Genomic DNA, 19500 nt, shown 5'->3' on the forward strand with positions numbered 1-19500 from the left:
AGGACAGCGGCTGCGTTCAAGCCGCAACAGGTCTGCCTGCCTAAGCTGGCGGTGCTCCATCAAGAGAGCATCAACCGGAGACATCCATGAGACAGACATCCTCGCGCGGCGCCATGCCGCTGTCCCTGCTCGCGTTGGTCACAGCGACCACGCTCACCGCCTGCGGTGGCGGTGGTGGAGGCGGCAACGGGTTCCCGTTCTTTCCCATCGGCGGCACCCCGCCCACCAACCCGCCGGCCGAAGGCAGCTACAAGGCCGAGATCCGCCGCACCGCCCTGGGCGTGCCGCACATCAAGGCCGACAACTGGCCCGGCGTGGGCTACGGCTACGGTTTTGCGCAGGCGGAAGACGACCTGTGCACGATGGCCGACTCCTTCCTCACCTACCGCGGCGAGCGTTCGCAGTACCTCGGCGGCGATGCGCAGCTCGTGGCCAGCAGCACCATCGCGCGGCCGAAGAACATCGACTCCGACTTCTTCCACAAGCAGGTGATCTCGGCCGACGTGCTCGCGAAGATGATCGCGGCCCAGCCCGACAACCTGAAGCAGCTGGTCGAGGGCTTCGCCGCCGGCTACAACCGCTACGTGCGCGACGTGAAGGCCGGCGGCACGGCGCACCAGGCCTGCCGCAACGAAGCCTGGGTGAAGCCCATCACGGCCGAGGACATCTACCGCCGCATGTACGCGGCCAACCTCGCGGGCGGCTACAGCGTCTTCCTTGCGAACATCGCCAATGCGATCGCACCGGCACCGGCCGCGCCCACCAAGATGGCCGCGCGCGGCGGCGCGAAGAAGCCTGCGCTGCAGCTGGCGGCGGCCAGCGTGCCCGTGCCCAAGCTGCTGCAGGTGGGCGGCAAGGAGGGCGTGGGCAGCAACATGATCGGCTTCGGCACGGCCGCCACCGGCGACAGCAGCCCGCTGCTCTTCGGCAACCCGCACTGGTACTGGCGCGGGCCCGACCGCTTCTACCAGGCGCAACTCACGATTCCGGGCCAGCTCAACATCAGCGGCACCTCGTTCCTCGGCATTCCGGTGATCCTCATCGGCTTCAACGACAACATCGCGTGGAGCCACACGGTGTCGACCGCGCGCCGCTTCGGCTTCTACGAACTGAAGCTCGCGGCGGGCGACCCGACCAGCTACATGCGCGACGGCAAGCCCGTGAAGATGCAGGCGCTGAACATCACCGTCAACGTGAAGCAGGCCGACGGCAGCGTGGCGCCGGTGACGCGCACGCTCTACAAGTCGGAGTACGGGCCGATGGTCAACCTGGCCGCGGCGGGTGCGCCCTATGCCTGGAGCCAGACCACCGCCTTCGCGATCCGCGACATCAACGGCGAGAACTACCGCACCTTCAAGAACTGGCTGCGCTGGAACCAGGCCAAGTCGCTCGACGAGTTCATTGCCATCCAGCGCGAGGAAGCGGCCATTCCGTGGGTCAACACCGTGGCCGTGGGCCGCGGCGCGGCCAAGGCCTGGTATGCCGACATCGGCGCGGTTCCCAACGTGTCGCCCACCCAGGTGGCCAGCTGCACGACGCCGCTGGGTGCGGCAGCCGCCTCCTCGTTCCCGCTCGCGCCGTTCTTCGACGGCTCGAAGAGCGAATGCGACTGGCAGACCGATGCCGACTCGGCGCAGAAGGGCGCCATCGGCGCGGCGCGGCTGCCGAGCTTGCTGCGCGACGACTATGTCGAGAACTCGAACGACAGCTACTGGCTCGCGAACCCGAAGGCGCCGATGACCGGCTACCCGGCGATCATGGGACCCGCGGGCACGGCGCCAGTGAGCTTCCGCACGCGCCTGGGCAACCTGATGGCGCAGGCGCGCATCGACGGCACCGACAGCTACGCCGGCAAGGCGGCCACGCCCGAGACCGTCAAGCAGATGGTGCTCAACAGCCGCGTGCTGACGGCCGAACTGTTCAAGGACCAGGCGCTGGCCATGGTGTGCGCGACGCCGACGATCAACGTGGCGACCGATCCGCAAGGCGGCGGCGCCATCGGACGCGACGTGGACACCGGCCCGGCCTGCGCGGTGCTCAGGGCCTGGAACAACACGGGCACGCTCGGCGCGCGCGGCGCACACATCTGGGACGAGTTCTGGAACCGCGCGTCGCTGCAATCCGCCGCCACGCTCTACAACGTGCCCTTCAGCGCGAGCGATCCGATCCACACGCCACGTGACCTGAAGGCAGGCGCCGCGAGTGCGCTGCAGCAGGCCTTCGGCGCGGCGGTCGCGCGCGTGGAGGCCAGCGGCTTCGCACTCGATGCACAGCGCGGCGACTACCTGTTCGCCACGCGCGGCGGCCAGAAGATCCCGCTGTACGGCGGCTGCCACGGCCCGGGCTACTTCACCATCGCGTGCTCGGAGAACCGTCTGGACAAGGGCGGCTACACCATGGACGGCAACCCGAACGGCAACAGCTACATGCAGATCGTGCGGTTCCCCGAGGGCGGCGTCGAGGCCCACACCTTCCTCACGTTCTCGCTGTCGGACGACCCGGCCTCGGCGCACAACGCCGACTACACCCGGGCCTACAGCGCGGGGCAGTGGCTGAAGGTGCCGTTCTCCGAAGCGGAGATCAAGGCCGACGCGGCCTACCGCAGCGCGGTCGTCAGCGAGTAGCGGACGACGTACGGGACGCGGCTCGCTGCGCGAGCCAGTTCCACCCGGCGCCTGCGGCCATGAGCACGCAGGTGCCGAGGAACACGGCGCGCATGCCGATGTGCCCGCCCACGAAGCCGCCGAGCAGCGGGCCGGCGACCTGGCCCGTGTACTGCGCCGAGGTCGAGTAGCCCAGCATGTTGCCGGCCACGCGCTCGGGCACGTTGTGGCGGATCACGCTCGCGATGCAGGGCAGCAGCCCGCCGAGCGACAACCCCATCAGGAAGCGCAGCACCACCAGCTGCCAGCCCGCCGTGACGAAGGCCTGCGGAATCAGCAGCAGCGCCGACACCGCGAGACAGCCGACGATCACGTTCCAGTGCCCCACGCGGTCGGCCAGCCTGCCCAGCCGCGAGGCCGAGAGGATGCTGCCGAGCGCGGCGGCCGACATCACGAGGCCGGCCATCATCGTCACGCGCTGCGGGTCGTCAAGCAGCGTGGCGACGTAGACCGTGATGATCGGCTCGATCGACATGTTCGCGAGCATCAGCAGCATGCCGGTGAAGAGCATCGCGACCAGCGGGCGCTTGTCGGGCACGGCGGCCCAGCCGATGTCGTCGGAGGCGCCGCGCTGCTTCGCTGCGGAAGGCGCCTTCTTCTCTTCACGGATGAGAAAGGCCGTCGCGAGAAAGGCGATGAAGATCATCGCGCCCGCCGCGAAGAAGGTGTTGCGGATGCCGACCAGCGGCGGCAGCACCCCGCCCACCAGCGGCCCCACGAGGTTGCCCGCCATGATGGCCGACGACATCGTGCCCAGCGCCCAGCCGGTGCGGTCCTTGGGCGTCTGCGTGGCGACCAGCACCATCGAGCCCGAGGCGTACCCGCCGAGCAGCCCCGCCAGCAGCCGCAGGCCCACGAGCTGCCACACGTTGGCCGCCAGGCCGATCAGCGCCATCGCCACGGCCATGCCGAGGCTCGCGCGGATCAGCATCGGCTTGCGCCCGTAGCGGTCGGCCAGCCGGCCCCACAGCGGCGCGACCAGCGCGGCGCTCAGGAAAGTGGCGCCATAGGCCGCGCCCGACCACTGCACGATGGCCGCGTGGTCCTTCACGCCAAGCTGCTCGACGTACAGCGGCAGGAAGGGCAGCAGCAGCGTCATCGCGATGATGGTCGTGAAGGAGCCGAACATGCAGACGGCGAGGTTGCGCTGCCAGTGTGCGTGGGCGCCCGGTTCGGCTGTGGGGGCGCCTGTTGTCGTTGTCGTCGGGTTGGTCATGGTGGGGAACGCCCATTGTGGGACGACCCGCGCGGGCTGGCGCTTGCCGATTGGTGGGGGCACCCATCGCCGTGCGGGAAGGGCGCAGGCCGTATCCCTCCCGCTGGCGCGGTGGGACGGGTTGGTCTAGCCTTGCGTCTGCTACCTCAAACAACCCTCTTTTCAGGACATGGCCATGAAACGCATCGGCATGCTCGTCTTCCCCGGTTTTCAGATCCTCGACCTCGCTGCCATCGCCGCGTTCGAGCTCGCGAACATCCATGCCGGCAAGCCGGTCTACCAGGTCGAGCTGCTGTCGGAGGAGGGCGGCCCCGTGACCAGCTCGTCGGGCGTGGTCACCGACAGCAAGCGCTTCGGCACGGGGAAGTTCGACACGCTGGTGATGAGCGGCGCGCTCTTCATCGCGCCCACGTCCGAGAAGATGTGCCGCTTCCTGCGCGCGGGGCTGCGCAACGCGCGCCGCGTGACCAGCATCTGCACCGGCGCCTTCGGGCTGGCGGACGCGGGCCTGCTCGACGGACGCCGGGCGACCACGCACTGGTCCTTTGCGGGCGAGCTGCAGAAGCGCCATCCCGCCGTCAAGGTGCAGCCCGACCGCATCTTCATCAACGACGGGCCGGTGTGGACCTCGGCCGGCATGACGGCGGGCATCGACCTCGTGCTGGCACTGGTGGAAGAAGACCTCGGGGTGGAGGCGGCGCGGTTCGCGGCGAGGAAACTGGTCGTGTACCACCGCCGCGCGGGCGGGCAGTCGCAGCATTCCGCGCTGCTCGAACTGGCGCCCAAGTCGGACCGCATCCAGAAGGCGCTGGTGCATGCGCGCGCCAACCTGCGCGAGACGCTGTCGGTGGACGAGCTGGCCGAGGTCGTGCACCTCAGCCCGCGCCAGTTCAGCCGCGCCTTCAAGGCCGAGACCGGGCAGTCGCCGGCGCATGCGGTCGAGAACCTGCGCGTGGAGGCGGCACGCGCGCTGATCGACGAGGGCAGCCTCGCGCTCGGCGTGGTCGCGCGCGAAACGGGCTTCGGCGACCCCGAGCGCATGCGCCGCGCCTTCCTGCGCACGCTGGGGCATCCGCCGCAGAGCGTGCGCCGCGTGGCCCGTCGGGAGGCTGCGGCGGCTTGAGCAGCGTATGTCCTGAAAGGTGGCTTATATGACATTTACGCCATCTCCTTGCAGGAAGAGACTTCTCCCCACGGCCACACACCCGTGGCGACGAAGGAAACTCCATGACTGCAACGCAAGCAAATCTGAACAAGGGCACGGCCCTCATCACCGGCGCGTCGTCGGGCATCGGCGCCGTGTACGCGGACCGTCTCGCGCGGCGCGGCTTCGACCTGATCCTGGTGGCGCGCAACCGCGAACGCCTCGCCGCGCTGGCCGCGAAGCTCTCGGACGAGACCGGGCGCAAGGTCGAGGTTCTCCCGGCCGACCTGTCCGACCGGAAGGACATCGCGTCCGTGGAAGCCGTGCTGCGCACCCGCGGCGACATCACCCTGCTGGTGAACAACGCCGGCTTCGGCGCCGCCGCGCCGCTGCTCGGCTCGGACATCGACAAGATGGCGGACATGATCGAGCTCAACGTGAGCGCGCTCACGCGGCTCACCTACGCGGCTGTGCCGGGTTTCGTCGAACGCGGCGGCGGCACGCTGGTGAACATCGCCTCCATCGTGGCGATCTCGCCCGAGACGCTCAACGGCGTGTACGGCGGCACCAAGGCCTTCGTGCTGGCGCTGAGCCAGTCGCTGCAGCACGAGCTGAAGGACAAGGGCGTGCGCGTGCAGGCGGTGCTGCCCGGCGCGACAGCCACCGAGTTCTGGGGCGTCGCGGGCGTGCCGATGGCGCACCTGCCCAAGGAGATCGTGATGACCGCGGAAGACATGGTCGATGCCGCCCTTGCGGGGCTCGACCAGGGCGAGCAGGTCACGATTCCGGCGCTGCCTGATCCGGCCGAGTGGGATGCGTTCGATGCGGCGCGGCGTGCGATGTCGGGCCGGTTGTCCAGCACGGCGCCGGCCGCGCGCTATGGCGCCGGTGCCGCCGCGCTACCTGCATGACGCCTGCGTTCGGCAGGTGAGGCCGTCGGTCGTGCACGAAGAAGATGTGCCCCGGGAACTCCGCCTGCCAGACTTCACTTCAGGGTCGGTCAGAGCGGCCGCACCTGCCATGCGGAGTCCGGTCCGAAAAGTGCCCGGCACTGGGGGCATTCCTCGGAGAAGTACGGAATCTCCGCATTGCACGAGGGGCACACGCCGAGGCGGGTCGCGGGGTCGAAGGTGTCCGGCGCCGGCATGTCGTCGGTGGGGAAGCCCGCGGAAGGAAACGAGAGCGGCGCGGCCGACGCAGGCGGCACGATCGGCGTCAGCAACCTTGCTTTCAGCGCGTCGCGTGTCTGCGCGTCCAGTCCTTCGCTGTCGGCATAGGCATCCACGACCTTGCGTCGCTTCTCGAGCCATTCCGGCTGGTGCTGGCGCCAGACGGCGAAGGCCTCGGCCAGTGCCATGCGCAGCACGGTCGGCGGCATGCCGCGGTAGAACAGGTGCAGTTCGCCGAGATGCGTGACGAAGGAAATGAAGCTCTGCAGGGTCGGTTGCGTCGTGGCGGAGATGTGTTCCCGGCCCGCCAGGCCTTGCGTGGTCTCGCCCGTTGTCGCGACTTCGCGGTTCTCGATCGTGAGCTCGGCCAGCTCGAAGTAGGGCAAGGGGATCGGATCGCGGTTCTTGGCCTTCACCATCACGCATTTCGTGCCGAAGGCCAGGGTGACGGTCTCGTTGGTGAAGAGGTCGTAGCCCGCCGCGTTGGCGACGATGCATGGCTCGAGCACGGGCGTTCGGGGCAGCGGCGTGAAGTCGAAATGCATGCTGAGGGTCATGGCTGGCAGGGTGTGATGCGGAGGCACGGATCGTAGTGAGTGTGCGGCGTTCCTGGCCGCGGCATCCGATGCGTCTGTTCGGCAGGATGCGTTCGCGTTCTGCGGCGGCCATGGCTGGCGGGAGGCTGCGGCATTAAAATCCGAACGCCGCAGCAGGGCGTCCCGGCCTGCTGCGGGGTTTTGCTTTTCCGGGGCCATGTAGAGGACCACCATGTACAAAAACCTCGCGGGCCGCGCCGTTCTGGCGCTGGCAGCCGCTTGCTTTTTATCTCCCGCCCTGTCCCAGACCGCGCCGCCGAAGCCGCCTCTCGCCAAGGATGCGCTGAAGGTCGGCTTTGTCTACGTCACGCCGGTCACCGATGCCGGCTGGGTGCGCCAGCATGAAGAAGGCCGCAAGGCTGTCGAGGCCGCGCTGGGCCCCCGCGTGAACACCGTCTTCGTCGAGAACGTGCCTGAGGGCGCCGACGCCGAGCGCGTGATCCGCGACCTTGCGCAGCAGGGCAGCCAGCTGATCTTCACGCCCAGCTTCGGTTACATGGAGCCGACGCTGAAGGTCGCGAAGGACTTTCCTGGCGTGAAGTTCGAATCGATCACCGGCTACAAGACCGCGCCCAATGTGGCGACCGCCAACGCCCGCTACTACGAAGGCCGCTACCTCGCGGGCATCGCGGCCGGGCGCATGACGAAGACGAACGTGGCCGGCTACGTGGCGGGCTTTCCGATTCCCGAGGTGCTGCAGGGCATCAACGCCTTCACGCTCGGCATGCGCTCGGTGAACCCGAAGGCCAAGGTGATCGTGGTGTGGCTCAACGAGTGGTTCGATCCGCCGAAGGAGCGCGACGCGGCCATGGCGCTGTTCAACCAGAACGCCGATGTGCTCGCCTTCCACACGGGCTCGACCGCCGTGATGGCCGCCGCGCAGGAGCGCGGCAAGATGGCCGTGGCCTACCACTCCGACATGCGCAAGATCGCGCCCGACGCGCAGATCGTCGCGGTCACGCACCAGTGGGGCGGTTACTACACGCAACGCGCGAAGGCCGTGCTCGACGGCACCTGGAAGAGCAGCAACCTCTGGGGCGGCGTGAAGGAAGGAATGATCCGCGTCGGCGACTTCGGCACGAAGGTACCCAAGGCCGTGCAGGACGAGGTGCTGGCGCGGCAGAAGGACATCGCGGCCGGCAAGCTGCAGCCGTTCCGCGCGGTGGCGGCCGATGTGCGCGACAACGAAGGCCGCGTCGCGATCGCCAAGGGTGCGCAGCTGAGCGACGAACAGATCCTGCAGATGAACTGGCTGGCCGAGGGCGTGCAGGGGCGGGTGACGCGCTGAGCGCGGCCTTTTGCCCCGTTTGAAGAGAGCGTTGCGCGTATAGCACTCATACGCGCAGGGCAATTCCCGCCGTCCGAGGCTGGATTACCCTCCGCATCTACGATGAAAAAAGCCTACCGCGCCTCCCTCCTGCGATTCGACGCCGCCGGCCTGCCTGTCTTCGACGAGGACGGCCTGCTGGTCGTCGCCCCCGACAGCACCGGCCGCCAGCGCGTGCTCGACGCCGGCAGCCATGCCGACGTGTCGCAGCGCCATGCCGGCGCCCACACCACCCACCTGCCGGGCCGCATCCTGGCGCCGGGCTTCGTGGACATGCACGTGCATTACCCGCAGACCGACATCATCGGCGCGCCCGCCGCCGGCCTGCTGCCCTGGCTCGAGAACTACACCTTCCCGGCCGAAAGCAAGTTCGCCGACCCCGCGCACTCGCGCGTGGTGGCCGACGTGTTCTTCGACGAGCTGCTGCGCAACGGCGTGACCACCTCGCTGACCTTCGCGACCTCGCACGTCGCCTCGGTCGACGCCTTCTTCGAGAGCGCGCAGCGCCGCCAGCTGCGCATGATCACCGGCAAGGTGCTGCAGGACCGCAACTCGCCCGACGGCGTGCGCGACGACACCGAGCAGAGCCTGGTCGACACCGAGGCGCTGATCCGCAAGTGGCACAACGTCGATCGCCTGGGCTATGCCATCACGCCGCGCTTCGCACCCACCAGCACCGACGCGCAGATGCGCGGTGCCGGCGAGCTGGCCGCGAAGTACGGCGACACCTGGATCCAGTCGCACGTGGCCGAGAACCGCGACGAGGTGAAGTGGGCGCGCGAGCTGTACCCCAAGTCGCGCTCGTACCTGGACGTGTACGCCGACTTCGGCCTGCTGCGCGAGCGCGCCGTGTACGCCCACTGCATCTACCTGGACGACACCGATCGTGCGCTCATGCACGAGACCAAGACGGCCGCCGCCGTGAGCCCCACGAGCAACCTGTTTCTGGGCAGCGGCTTCTTCGACTTCGGCGCGGCCGACCGCCTCGAGCAACCCTACGGCCTGGCCAGCGACGTGGGCGGCGGCACCAGCTTCAGCCCCTTCCACACCATGCTGGCCGCGTACTACGTGGGCCGCGAGGGCCAGACCAAAACCGGCCTGAGCATCGCGCCCTCGCGGCTGTGGTGGCACCACACCGGCGGCGCGGCGCGTTCGCTGGGGCTGGACGGCGTGGTCGGCAACCTGCAGCCGGGCTGTGAGGCCGACTTCCTGGTGCTGAACCCGTCCGCCACGCCGCTCCTGGCGCGCAAGACCTCGCTGGCCAACAACCTCGAAGAGCTGCTGTTCGCGATGATCGTGCTGGGCGACGACCGGCTGGTCGAGCGCACGGTGATTTCGCAGGCGGGCTGAGCGGCGCCGGCAGGGGGAGGGCGCGCAGGGCGCCCATGCCACAATTCGGCCCCGATTTCCCCCGCAGCAGCATCAGCGAGCGCATATGAGCATCAAGAGCGACAAATGGATCCGGCGCATGGCCGAGAACGAAGGAATGATCGATCCCTTCGAACCGGGCCAGGTGCGCGAGAACGACGGCCACAAGATCATCAGCTACGGCACCTCGAGCTACGGCTACGACATCCGGTGCGCGCCCGAGTTCAAGGTCTTCACCAACATCCACAGCACCGTGGTCGACCCGAAGAACTTCGACGAGAAGAGCTTCGTCGACATGCACGGCGACTACTGCATCATTCCGCCCAACAGCTTCGCGCTGGCGCGCACCGTGGAGTACTTCCGCATCCCGCGCAACGTGCTGACCATCTGCCTGGGCAAGAGCACTTACGCACGCTGCGGCATCATCGTCAACGTGACCCCGTTCGAGCCCGAGTGGGAAGGCTACGTGACGCTGGAGTTCAGCAACACCACGCCGCTGCCCGCCAAGATCTACGCGGGCGAAGGCTGCGCGCAGGTGCTGTTCTTCGAGAGCGACGAGGTCTGCGAGACCAGCTACAAGGACCGCGGCGGCAAGTACCAGGGCCAGCGCGGCGTCACGCTGCCCAAGACCTGACAGCCTGATACAGGCATCCTGACTGCCGGTTACGTTCCGGGCGGCCGGGCCAAGTACCATCCTGCGACGTTCCGGCAAATACGCCGTTCAGCAAGCCGGCAAGGAGACTGCGATGAGATGGGAAGGCAACGAACAATCCGACAACGTCGAAGACCGCCGTGACGGCGGGGGTGGCGGCGGAGGCGGCGGCTTCATCGGCGGGCGAGGCATCGGCATCGGCACCATAGCGGTCGCGCTCATCGCCGGCTGGATCTTCGGCATCAACCCGCTCACCGTGCTGAGCCTGCTCAGCGGCGGCGGCGACCCAGTCCAGGTGCAGCAACAGCAACAAGGCCCCGCGCCCAAGCCGCCCACCGGCGACCGCGAGGCGGCCTTCGTCTCCACCGTGCTGAAGAACACCGAAGTGGTCTGGACCGATCTCTTCCGCAAGAGCGGCGGCAATTACCAGGCGCCCCGGCTCGTGCTGTTCCGCGGCGCCACGCCCACGGCCTGCGGCACCGGTCAGTCGGCCATGGGGCCGTTCTACTGCCCGGGCGACAAGAAGGTCTACATCGACCTGGCGTTCTACGACACCCTCAAGAACCAGCTCGGCGCGCCGGGCGAGTTCGCGCAGGCGTACGTCATCGCGCACGAGGTGGGCCACCATGTGCAGGACGAACTGGGCATCACCGCCAAGGTCGACGGCATGCGCGGGCGCCTGAGCCAGTCGCAGAACAACGCCATCAGCGTGCGCGTCGAGCTGCAGGCCGACTGCTTCGCCGGCGTGTGGGCGCACCACTCGCAGGAGTCGAAGAAGTGGCTCGACCCGGGCGACATCGAGGCCGCCATGAACGCCGCGCAGAAGATCGGCGACGACGCCCTGCAGCGCTCGGCGGGCCGCGCCGTGGTGCCCGACAGCTTCACCCACGGCTCCAGTGCACAGCGCCAACGCTGGTTCGGCACGGGCTACCAGACGGGTGAAATGAAGTCCTGCGACACCTTCAACGCGCGCAATCTGTAAAGATTGTCTCCCGAGAGCCCCGGATTCATTGGGGTTTTTGCTATTGAATAAATAGCAATTCGGCCTGCGCGGATGTTGTCGTTTCGTTGTCACTGCCGTTTTTTGCGGCAATGCGACAATAGAAGGCTCAATGACAATGTCCTTCTCCAATCTATCGCTGGCAGAACCGCTGGCCCGCGCCGTGGCCGAAATGGGCTACGAGACCATGACGCCCATCCAGGCACAGGCCATTCCGGTCGTGCTTTCAGGCCAGGACGTGATGGGCGCCGCGCAGACCGGCACCGGCAAGACGGCGGCGTTCTCGCTGCCCTTGCTGCAGCGCATGCTCAAGCACGAAAACGCCTCTACCTCGCCCGCGCGGCATCCGGTGCGTGCGCTGGTGCTGCTGCCCACGCGTGAACTGGCCGACCAGGTCGCGCAACAGGTCAAGCTGTACGCCAAGTACACCAACCTGCGCAGCACGGTCGTGTTCGGCGGCATCGACATGAAGCCCCAGACGCTGGAGCTGAAGAAGGGCGTCGAAGTGCTCGTGGCCACGCCGGGCCGTCTGCTCGATCACATCGAAGCCAAGAACGCGGTGCTCAACCAGGTCGAATACGTCGTGCTCGACGAGGCCGACCGCATGCTCGACATCGGCTTCCTGCCCGACCTGCAGCGCATCCTGAGCTACCTGCCCAAGCAGCGCACCACGCTGCTGTTCTCGGCCACCTTCTCGCCCGAGATCAAGCGACTGGCCAGCAGCTACCTGCAGAACCCGGTCACCATCGAAGTGGCGCGGCCGAACGAAACGGCCTCCACCGTCGAACAGCACTTCTACAGCGTCTCTGACGACGACAAGCGCCGTGCGCTCAAGCAGATCGTCAAGCAGCGCGGCATTACGCAGGCCTTCGTGTTCGTCAACAGCAAGCTCGGCTGCGCGCGCCTCGCACGCTCGCTGGAGCGCGACGGTCTGCGTACCACCGCACTGCACGGCGACAAGAGCCAGGACGAACGCCTGAAGGCGCTCGCCTCGTTCAAGGCCGGCGAAGTCGACCTCTTGGTGTGCACCGACGTCGCGGCCCGCGGCCTCGACATCAAGGACGTGCCCGCCGTCTTCAACTTCGACATCCCGTTCAACGCCGAAGACTACGTGCACCGCATCGGCCGCACGGGTCGTGCCGGCGCTTCGGGCCTGGCCGTGAGCTTCGCCAGCGGCGGCAACGATGCGCGCCTGGTGGCCGACATCGAGAAGCTGATCAAGAAGAAGATCGAGCTCGAACCCGTCGAGTTCGAAGAAGACCGCCCGCGCGGTCGCATCAACGACGGACGCCGCCACTGGCGTGAAGAAGGCGAAGCCGGCGACGCACGCGACGTGCTCGACCAGCCGCGCGAACGCCGCGAAGCCGATACCCGCCGCAGCATGAGCGGAGGCGGACGCCCGCACCGCGCACCGTCCGCGCCGCGCGATCCGTTCTTCGACAAGCCCTACGAATCCGGCGAACGCGAAGCCGCGCCGGCCTGGGAAGCGTCGGCCAAGGCCGCGCCCGCACGCGGCATCTCGAGCAACATCAAGAGCAAGCGCAAGGTCGCGGCGCTGTTCAAGGCGGCCGAGCCGGGTTGAGCCGGGGTCGCGCGACAGTGAAAGCAGAAAAGCCGGGCATGCCCGGCTTTTTTTCGTCTGCGCTCTGCGCGCTCAGGCCACGCGGAAGTGATGCGTGCCGTCGCGCCCCAGCTGCTCCACCAGCCCGAACTCCCAGTCCAGGTAGGCCTGCATGGCTTCTGCGGGTGCGTCGGTGCCCTCGTAGGGCCGGCGATAGCGGTCGGTGCGGGCGGTGGCCAGGCGGGTCTCGCCGGTCTCGGCCGGCAGCCCGGCGGCGAACCAGGCGGTGTTGCCGCCCGTGAGCACCTGCACCTCCACATCGCGCTGGCCGCGTGCGTCGAGCAGGGCGCGCAGGTCCGCGGCGGCGTAGCGTGCGAGCAGGCTGCTGCCGCAGGTCAGCACGTAGCGCGGCGCGGACGGAAGGGCCTGGCGGTCGAGCGCCTGGGCGAGCTGCGCGCGGATCGCGTACCAGGCGCCGGGAATGTGGCGCTTCACGTAGTTGGCGCTTGTGGTCACGTCGATCACGGCGGTGGCGGGTTGCTGCTTCAGCAACTCGGCCAAGGCTTGGGGCGCGATCTCGGCGACCGTGGCCGCGACGGGCGGGTAGGCCGACGTCGGCGTGCCGGTCTCGCTGTGCGCTGCGGCTGGCGGCACCGCATCGGGCACATACACCTCCCAGCCCATCTGCGCGAGCCATGAGGCGCTCATCGATGCGCGCACGCCGTCGTCGTCGGCCAGCACGATGCGTGCGCCGCGCACCGGCACCTGGTGGTCGGTTTCCTGCACCAGCTGCCCGCCGGGCGCGCTCGCGAAGCCGGGCAGGTGGCCGGCGGTGTATTCCTCGGGCGTGCGCACGTCGAAGCGGTACACGGTGCGGCCCGGGGCCTCGAGCGTGTCGAGCGCGATGCGGCGCACGCCCGCGGCGTCGGCCACGCGGCGCGCGTCGGCTTGTGCGTGGGCGCGGTTGGCTTCCGAAACTGCAGCCGGTGCCTGCCGGCCCGCGCCGTGGTCGAGCTCCTGGCCCGCGAGCTTCCAGCCGATGGTGCCGTTGCGCAGCGCCGCGACCGGGTTCGGGATGCCCGCGTTCACGAGCGACTGCGTGCCGATGATGCTGCGCGTGCGGCCCGCGCAGTTCACGATCACGCGCGTGGCCGGGTTTGGCGCGAGCTCGCGCACGCGCAGCACCAGCTCGGCGCCCGGCACGCTGGTGGCCGAGGGGATGCTCATGGTCTGGTATTCGTCGAAGCGGCGCGCGTCGAGCACGACCACGTCGGCGCGGCTGTCGATGAGCGCCTTCACCTCGGGCGCCGACAGCGACGGCGTGTGCCGCTCGTGCTCGACCAGTTCGCCGAAGGACTTGCTCGGCACGTTCACGTCGCGGAACAGCTCGCCGCCCGCCGCGCGCCAGCCTTCGAGCCCGCCGTCGAGCAGGTGCACGTTGGTGTAGCCGAGCGCGGCGAAGGTGCGTGCCGCCGGCGGCGCGAGATCGACACCGTCGTGTGCGCCGTACAGCACGATGAAGGTGTCGCGCCGCGGAATGCGCCGCCACGCTTCGATCTCGATGCGCGACAGCGGCAGGTTGGCGGCCCACAGCGGGTGCTCCTGCGCGAACGGGTCTTCCTCGCGCAGGTCGAGCAGCGCGGTCTCCTCGCGCGCGATCAGCCGTTCGCGCAGCGCGGCGAAGGGCAGCAGGGGAAAGGAGGCGGTCGTTGTCGTCGTCATGCGGCAGTGTTTCGGAGTTCGGCGGAGCGGTCCCACAGGTTGGGCAGCAGCGTGTTGGAGTAGCCGGAGACGAAGGGCTTGCGCCCGCCTTCGGCCGGGTAGGTGTGGCGGCGCACGGCGCCGATGTTGGCGCCGTACACGTGGATGCTGATCGACACGCGGTCGGCGTGCGCGTTGTGCACGCGGTGCAGGTCGCCCACGGTGGGCGACACGGCCTCGACATGGCCCGCGTCGAGCCGCACCGGCTCGCCCTGGGGCCGCGCGGTGCCGTCGGCGTCGAGCGCGTAGGGCTGGCTGTACTCGGCGCCGCGCAGCATGCCGATGAGGCCCCACACCGTGTGGTCGTGGATCGGCGTGGCCTGGCCTGGTCCCCAGACGAAGCTCACGACCGAGAAGCGCTCGGTGCTGTCGGCGTGCAGCAAAAACTGCTGGTAGTAGGTCGGGTCGGCCACGGCGAAGGCGTCGGGCAGCCAGTCGTCGCGCGCCACCAGCGTGCGCAGCAGCGCGCCGCCTTCGGACAGGATGCGCGGCTCGTCGGGCCGGCTGTCGAGCAGCCGGCCGAAGGCGCCGACGAAATCGCGCAGCGGAGCAATCATGCGGGGCGTTTCCAGAGTTGGGTGTCGGTGATCGCGCGCACATCCACGCGTGTGGGAAGGATACCGTCACGCGCCGAGCGGTCGGCCACAGTTTGCAGCGCGACGATGTCGGCCTCGCTCACGGGCCGCCCCGCTACCGAGGCGCGCGCCGTGATGAGGCGCGCCGACGCGATCGGCAGCCGCGTGAGCTGGCTGTAGGCCTGCGCATAGGCCTCGGGGTTGGCCAGCGCCCAGTCGCCCGCGCGGGCAAGCCGCTCGAGAAACTGCACGATGGCCGCGCGCTTGGCCGCATCGGCCAGCGAATGCTCGCTCGCGGTGATGAAGCCCAGCGCCGTGTTGATGCCGCGCCCGTCGCGCAGGATGCGCCCGCCCTGCTGCAGCGCGATCGCGTAGTAGGGATCGAAGATGGCCCAGGCGTCGATCTGCTTCGACGCGAACGCGGCGGCCGCGTCCGTGGGCAGCACGAACTTCACCGTGACCTCGTCGCGCCGCACGCCGGCCTCTTCGAGCGCACCGTAGAGCTGGTACTGCGAGATGCTGCCGCGCGCCGACGAGACGACCACCGTCTGGCCGCGCAGGTCGGCCACGCGGCGCAGCGGCGAGTCGGGCTGCACCACGATGCCCAGCGACTCGGCCTTGCCCACGCGCGTGGCGACGATCTTCAGCGGCGTCTTGCCGACGGCCGCCGCGAGCACGGGCAGGTCGCCGGCCATCGCGGTGTCGACGGCGGCGCTGCGCTGCGCCTCGAACAGCGGCGCGGCGCCCTGGAAGTTGGCCCAGCGGTAGGCGAAGGGCGCGTCGTCGAGGGCCTTGGAGGCCTCGAACAGCGAGCGCAGACCGCCGGCCTGGTCGCCGAGCACCAGCGTGGCCTGGGGTTGCGCCAGGGCGCGCAACGGGCCGGCCACGGCCAGCGACAGCGCGGCGCCTTGTGCGAGCCAGGTGCGGCGAGAAATTGGCAGCGCGCTCATGCTGCAGCTCCTGAAGCCTGCAGCGCACGCTGGCCCGCCGCGACCAGGATCGCGTCGTTCTGCGGCGTGTGGATGCGGCTGCACAGCACGTCGCGGTAGTGGCGTTCGAGCGGGTTCTGGCGCGTGAGGCCGTGGTTGCCGCTCAGCTGCAGCGCCAGCTCGACCACGCGGATGGCGTGCGTGGTCACGGTGTGCTTGAGCAGGCCGCTGTCGGCGGCGGGCGGCGTGTGGCCGCTGTCGACCGCGGCGGCGGCGTCGTCGAGCAGCACGCGGTTGGTGCGCAGCAGCGCCTCGATCTCGCCCACCTGCTCCTGCACGCGCGGCAGGCTCGCCAGCGGCGCACCCAGGCTGCCGGGCGCGCGCCGGTTCAGGAAGTGGACCAGCCAGTCGCGCGCGGCGCGCGCCACGGCGTCGTAGAGACTGCCCAGCAGCACGACCATCCAGGCCTGCTGCGCCGCATGGGCGTCGATGTCGGTCTGGCTGCCGGCGCTGGGCGCCCAGTCGGCGGGCGCGCGCAGGTCGACGGCGTGGTCGGCGGCAATGGCGACGTCCTCGAACACCACCTCGTGGCTGCCCGAGGCGCGCAGGCCCAGGTGGTCCCAGCTCGCGATCACGCGGATGCCGGGCGCGTCGCGCGGCACCAGGAACACGCCGGTGCGCGGCGCGGCCTCGTCGGTGCGCGCCCAGACCGCCAGCCACGACAGGCCCTCGATGCCCGTCGTGTAGAGCTTGTGGCCGTCGATGCGCCAGCCCTCGGGCGTGCGCCGCGCCACGGTGCCGGGCAGGCCGCCGCGCGCCGGCGAGCCCAGCGCGGGCTCCACGCGCAGTGCGTTGATGAGCGCGCCGTGCGCCACCGCGTCGCGCGCCACGCGCTCGCGCAGGTGCGCGGGCCAGCGGCTCTCGCGGCGCGCGAGCGCCTGGTGCTGCAGGTAGGTCATGGTGAGGATCAGCGCGGTGGCGGGCTCGCCGCGTGCCACCGCCGCGATCACGCGCCGCGCCGTGGCCAGCGTGGCACCGCCGCCGCCGTATGCGGCGGGCGCGACGAGGCCGATCAGGCCGTGCGCCTGCAGCGCCTCGAAGTTCTGGCGCGGAAAGGCGCCGCTGCGGTCGTGGTCTTCCGCCGTGGCCGCGAACTGGGCCGACAGGCGGGCCAGCACGGCGGGATCGACGGAGGGCGGGGTGTCTGTTTCGGGAACGGCCGGCGCGCGGCGCAAGGGGAGTGCACTCATGGTGCCCGCACGGTAAAGGCCCGCTGCCAGCGCGCGAAGGATGCATCGCGCATATCCAAATTCGTTTTTCTGCGTTCGTTTTCGGGGCCTGCCTCGGTACGGTCTCGCTTCTCCTCGTGAGTGAGTGAAGAAGAAAGAACACAAGGCATGACACCCGATTTCCCGCTGGACCGACGCCGCCTGCTGCAGGCCGCCGCCGCATGGGGCGTGGCGGCTTCGGGCGTGGCGCAGGCCGCCGCGCCCTCGCGCGACCTGTCGGGCGTGACGCTGCGCGTGGGCACCTACAAGGGCCTGTGGCGCCCGCTGCTCACGGCCTCGGGCCAGGCCGACACGCCCTACAAGATCGACTGGCGCGAACTCAACAACGGCGTGCTGCACATCGAGGCCATCAACGGCGACGCGCTCGACCTGGGCTCGGGCAGCGAGATCCCGCCCGTGTTCGCGGCGCGGCAGAAGTCGAGCGTGCGGCTCGTGGCCGTGACGCACGAAGACCTCAACAACCAGGCCACGCTGGCGCGCAAGGACGCACCGATCCGCAGCATCGCCGACCTCAAGGGCAAGCGCGTGGGCTACGTGCGCGCCACCACCTCGCACTACTACCTGGCCAAGCAGCTGGCCGAGGCGGGCCTGTCGTTCGCCGACATCCAGCCCGTGAGCCTCACGCCGGCCGACGGGCTCTCGGCCTTTGCGCGCGGCGACCTCGATGCGTGGGCCATCTACGGCTACAACGGCCAGCTCGCGCGCACCCAGTACGGCGCGCGCACGGTCAAGACCGGCGTGGGCTACCTGTCGGGCAACTTCCCCATCTACGCCAACCCGCGCGCGCTCGACGACACGCTGCGCCGCGCGGCGCTGGGCGACCTGCTGCAGCGCCTGCAGCGCGCGTTCGCCTGGATCAACGGCAACTTCCTGGCCTACGCCCGTGCGCAGTCGGCCGAGACGCGCGTGCCCGTGGGTGACCTGGTCGAGCTGTTCAACGGCCGCAGCGGCGACTACAGCCTCGGTCCCGTCACCGACGCCGTGGTGCGCAGTCACCAGGACGTGGCCGACACCTTCCAGAAGATCGGCGTGCTCGACGGCCCCGCCGACGTGAAGCCGTTGTGGGACCGCCGCTTCGAGAACCTGCTGCGGTTGCCCGCCGCCTGACCCCTTCATTCCATCCGCATCCACGAGGACACCATGAGCCAGAACGACGTTGAATTCATCGGCATGATCCAGGGCCAGAAGGTCTCGGAGATCCACGCCGCCAAGGGCCCGGCCATCGACCGCGACTACGTGCGCGCCTTCGCGCAGGCGCACGAGAACGCCGGCTTTGACCGCGTGCTGGTGCCGCACCATTCCACCAGCCCCGACGCCACGCTCACCGTGGCCTACGCGGCCTCGGTGACCGAGCGCATCCACTTCATGCTCGCGCACCGCCCCGGCTTCGTGGCGCCCACGCTCGCGGCGCGCCAGTTCGCCTCGCTCGACCAGTTCAGCGGCGGCCGGCTCGGCGTGCACTACATCTCGGGCGGCTCCGACGAAGAGCAGAAGCGCGACGGCGACTGGCTCGACCACGACCAGCGCTACGCCCGCACCGACGAATACCTCGAGGTGCTGCACAAGGTGTGGACGGCCGAGAAGCCCTTCGACCACGAAGGCGCGCACTACCGTTTCCAGAACGCGTTCTCCGAAGTGAAGCCGCTGCAGACGCGCCACGGCAAGCCGCACGTGCCCGTGTACTTCGGCGGTGCGTCGGAGGCGGCGATTCCGGTCGCGGGCAAGTACGCCGACGTGTACGCGCTGTGGGGCGAATCGCTCGACCAGGCGCGCGAACTCACGACCCGCGTGCGCGCCGAAGCCGCGAAGCACGGGCGCAGCGTGCGCTTCTCGGTGTCGTTCCGCCCGATCCTGGCGGACACCGAAGAAGCCGCATGGGCGCGCGCCGAGAACATCCTGGCGGAGACGAAACGCCTGCGCGTGGTGCAGGGCTACAACCGCGGCGGTCCGCAGCAAAGCGAAGGCGCCAAGCGCCTGCTGGCCGCGGCCGAGAAGGGTTCGCGCCTGGACAAGCGCCTGTGGACCGCGGTCGCGCAGGAGATCGGCGGGCGCTCCAACAGCACCGCGCTGGTCGGCACGCCCGAGCAGGTGGCCGATGCGCTGCTCGACTACTACGACCTGGGCGTGACCACCTTCCTGATCCGCGGCTTCGATCCGCTCGAAGACGCGACGGACTATGGGCGCGCGCTGATTCCGCGCACGCGCGAACTCGTCGCGCAGCGCCTGCAGTCGCAGCGCAAGGCGGCCTGA

At 69.5% G+C, this 19500-nt stretch carries 16 protein-coding genes; 10 read left to right on the top strand and 6 right to left on the bottom strand.

Annotation, left to right across the window (positions count from 1 at the left end; translation table 11 throughout):
- Nucleotides 1-86 precede the first annotated feature (86 nt).
- A complete protein-coding gene (locus AC1RGU_RS02325) occupies nucleotides 87-2624 on the top strand; it encodes a penicillin acylase family protein (RefSeq protein WP_492694452.1) in 2538 nt (845 codons plus the stop codon).
- On the opposite strand, the gene AC1RGU_RS02330 is transcribed toward AC1RGU_RS02325, so the two are convergent.
- Nucleotides 2614-3879: an MFS transporter gene (locus tag AC1RGU_RS02330; protein WP_492694454.1), complete on the bottom strand. Its 1266-nt coding sequence runs from the start codon at nucleotides 3877-3879 to the stop codon at nucleotides 2614-2616. The two genes, AC1RGU_RS02325 and AC1RGU_RS02330, sit on opposite strands and share 11 nt — an antisense overlap.
- Before the next feature lie 175 nt (nucleotides 3880-4054).
- Between AC1RGU_RS02330 and AC1RGU_RS02335 the strand changes: the two genes are divergently transcribed.
- Together AC1RGU_RS02335 and AC1RGU_RS02340 are read left to right on the top strand one after the other, a co-directional pair.
- Nucleotides 4055-5002, top strand: a complete 948-nt coding sequence (locus tag AC1RGU_RS02335; protein ID WP_492694456.1) for a GlxA family transcriptional regulator — start codon at nucleotides 4055-4057, stop codon at nucleotides 5000-5002.
- A 104-nt stretch (nucleotides 5003-5106) separates the two neighbouring features.
- Nucleotides 5107-5934, top strand: coding sequence for an SDR family NAD(P)-dependent oxidoreductase (locus AC1RGU_RS02340; RefSeq protein ID WP_492694458.1), 828 nt, complete (start codon nucleotides 5107-5109; stop codon nucleotides 5932-5934).
- Between the two features lie 89 nt (nucleotides 5935-6023).
- Here AC1RGU_RS02340 and AC1RGU_RS02345 read toward each other — a convergent pair whose 3' ends face one another.
- Complete coding sequence (locus AC1RGU_RS02345; RefSeq protein ID WP_157754981.1) at nucleotides 6024-6962, bottom strand: hypothetical protein; 939 nt, start codon at nucleotides 6960-6962, stop codon at nucleotides 6024-6026.
- On the opposite strand from AC1RGU_RS02345, the gene AC1RGU_RS02350 reads away from it, so the two are divergent.
- The 5 genes from AC1RGU_RS02350 to AC1RGU_RS02370 all read left to right on the top strand — a co-directional run bounded on the left by AC1RGU_RS02350 (nucleotide 6961) and on the right by AC1RGU_RS02370 (nucleotide 12717).
- Nucleotides 6961-8076 (top strand): BMP family ABC transporter substrate-binding protein, encoded by a 1116-nt coding sequence (locus AC1RGU_RS02350; RefSeq protein ID WP_095744215.1) that lies wholly within the window; start codon nucleotides 6961-6963, stop codon nucleotides 8074-8076. The genes AC1RGU_RS02345 and AC1RGU_RS02350 overlap by 2 nt on opposite strands.
- 102 nt (nucleotides 8077-8178) lie before the next feature.
- Nucleotides 8179-9465, top strand: a complete 1287-nt coding sequence (gene guaD / locus AC1RGU_RS02355) for a guanine deaminase (protein WP_095744216.1) — start codon at nucleotides 8179-8181, stop codon at nucleotides 9463-9465.
- An 85-nt stretch (nucleotides 9466-9550) separates the two neighbouring features.
- Nucleotides 9551-10117: a dCTP deaminase gene (gene dcd / locus AC1RGU_RS02360; RefSeq protein ID WP_062477547.1), complete on the top strand. Its 567-nt coding sequence runs from the start codon at nucleotides 9551-9553 to the stop codon at nucleotides 10115-10117.
- Nucleotides 10118-10229: 112 nt separating this feature from the next.
- Nucleotides 10230-11117 carry a KPN_02809 family neutral zinc metallopeptidase gene (gene ypfJ, locus AC1RGU_RS02365; RefSeq protein ID WP_159277955.1) on the top strand — a complete coding sequence of 296 codons (888 nt, stop codon included), beginning with the start codon at nucleotides 10230-10232 and terminating at the stop codon, nucleotides 11115-11117.
- A gap of 130 nt (nucleotides 11118-11247) precedes the next feature.
- Nucleotides 11248-12717: a DEAD/DEAH box helicase gene (locus AC1RGU_RS02370; protein ID WP_062477554.1), complete on the top strand. Its 1470-nt coding sequence runs from the start codon at nucleotides 11248-11250 to the stop codon at nucleotides 12715-12717.
- Nucleotides 12718-12789: 72 nt separating this feature from the next.
- Here the strand turns inward: AC1RGU_RS02370 and AC1RGU_RS02375 are convergent, their stop codons facing one another.
- Genes AC1RGU_RS02375 through AC1RGU_RS02390 form a run of 4 tightly spaced genes read right to left on the bottom strand, consistent with a single transcriptional unit; the run spans nucleotide 12790 to nucleotide 17211 of the window.
- Complete coding sequence (locus AC1RGU_RS02375; RefSeq protein WP_492694462.1) at nucleotides 12790-14418, bottom strand: rhodanese-related sulfurtransferase; 1629 nt, start codon at nucleotides 14416-14418, stop codon at nucleotides 12790-12792.
- Nucleotides 14415-15014, bottom strand: coding sequence for a cysteine dioxygenase family protein (locus AC1RGU_RS02380; RefSeq protein ID WP_062477560.1), 600 nt, complete (start codon nucleotides 15012-15014; stop codon nucleotides 14415-14417). Before AC1RGU_RS02380 ends, AC1RGU_RS02375 begins: the two co-directional genes overlap by 4 nt.
- Nucleotides 15011-15982, bottom strand: coding sequence for an ABC transporter substrate-binding protein (locus AC1RGU_RS02385; protein ID WP_492694464.1), 972 nt, complete (start codon nucleotides 15980-15982; stop codon nucleotides 15011-15013). Before AC1RGU_RS02385 ends, AC1RGU_RS02380 begins: the two co-directional genes overlap by 4 nt.
- A complete protein-coding gene (locus AC1RGU_RS02390) occupies nucleotides 15979-17211 on the bottom strand; it encodes an acyl-CoA dehydrogenase family protein (RefSeq protein WP_492694466.1) in 1233 nt (410 codons plus the stop codon). Before AC1RGU_RS02390 ends, AC1RGU_RS02385 begins: the two co-directional genes overlap by 4 nt.
- 147 nt (nucleotides 17212-17358) lie before the next feature.
- On the opposite strand from AC1RGU_RS02390, the gene AC1RGU_RS02395 reads away from it, so the two are divergent.
- Both AC1RGU_RS02395 and AC1RGU_RS02400 read left to right on the top strand, forming a co-directional pair.
- Nucleotides 17359-18357 (top strand): ABC transporter substrate-binding protein, encoded by a 999-nt coding sequence (locus AC1RGU_RS02395; protein WP_492694468.1) that lies wholly within the window; start codon nucleotides 17359-17361, stop codon nucleotides 18355-18357.
- Between the two features lie 33 nt (nucleotides 18358-18390).
- Nucleotides 18391-19500 (top strand): LLM class flavin-dependent oxidoreductase, encoded by a 1110-nt coding sequence (locus AC1RGU_RS02400; protein WP_369644272.1) that lies wholly within the window; start codon nucleotides 18391-18393, stop codon nucleotides 19498-19500.

Source organism: Variovorax sp. GW823-FHT02B07, assembly GCF_058797695.1.

Bases quoted from the DNA above. Each gene is read 5' to 3' on its own strand.
- AC1RGU_RS02340 (WP_492694458.1), top strand. From the start codon at position 5,107: ATGACTGCAACGCAAGCAAATCTGAACAAGGGCACGGCCCTCATCACC.
- AC1RGU_RS02380 (WP_062477560.1), bottom strand. From the start codon at position 15,014: ATGATTGCTCCGCTGCGCGATTTCGTCGGCGCCTTCGGCCGGCTGCTC.
- AC1RGU_RS02385 (WP_492694464.1), bottom strand. From the start codon at position 15,982: ATGAGCGCGCTGCCAATTTCTCGCCGCACCTGGCTCGCACAAGGCGCC.
- AC1RGU_RS02325 (WP_492694452.1), top strand. From the start codon at position 87: ATGAGACAGACATCCTCGCGCGGCGCCATGCCGCTGTCCCTGCTCGCG.
- AC1RGU_RS02390 (WP_492694466.1), bottom strand. From the start codon at position 17,211: ATGAGTGCACTCCCCTTGCGCCGCGCGCCGGCCGTTCCCGAAACAGAC.
- guaD (WP_095744216.1), top strand. From the start codon at position 8,179: ATGAAAAAAGCCTACCGCGCCTCCCTCCTGCGATTCGACGCCGCCGGC.
- AC1RGU_RS02330 (WP_492694454.1), bottom strand. From the start codon at position 3,879: ATGACCAACCCGACGACAACGACAACAGGCGCCCCCACAGCCGAACCG.
- AC1RGU_RS02345 (WP_157754981.1), bottom strand. From the start codon at position 6,962: ATGGTGGTCCTCTACATGGCCCCGGAAAAGCAAAACCCCGCAGCAGGC.
- AC1RGU_RS02395 (WP_492694468.1), top strand. From the start codon at position 17,359: ATGACACCCGATTTCCCGCTGGACCGACGCCGCCTGCTGCAGGCCGCC.
- AC1RGU_RS02335 (WP_492694456.1), top strand. From the start codon at position 4,055: ATGAAACGCATCGGCATGCTCGTCTTCCCCGGTTTTCAGATCCTCGAC.
- AC1RGU_RS02370 (WP_062477554.1), top strand. From the start codon at position 11,248: ATGACAATGTCCTTCTCCAATCTATCGCTGGCAGAACCGCTGGCCCGC.
- dcd (WP_062477547.1), top strand. From the start codon at position 9,551: ATGAGCATCAAGAGCGACAAATGGATCCGGCGCATGGCCGAGAACGAA.
- ypfJ (WP_159277955.1), top strand. From the start codon at position 10,230: ATGAGATGGGAAGGCAACGAACAATCCGACAACGTCGAAGACCGCCGT.
- AC1RGU_RS02375 (WP_492694462.1), bottom strand. From the start codon at position 14,418: ATGACGACGACAACGACCGCCTCCTTTCCCCTGCTGCCCTTCGCCGCG.
- AC1RGU_RS02350 (WP_095744215.1), top strand. From the start codon at position 6,961: ATGTACAAAAACCTCGCGGGCCGCGCCGTTCTGGCGCTGGCAGCCGCT.
- AC1RGU_RS02400 (WP_369644272.1), top strand. From the start codon at position 18,391: ATGAGCCAGAACGACGTTGAATTCATCGGCATGATCCAGGGCCAGAAG.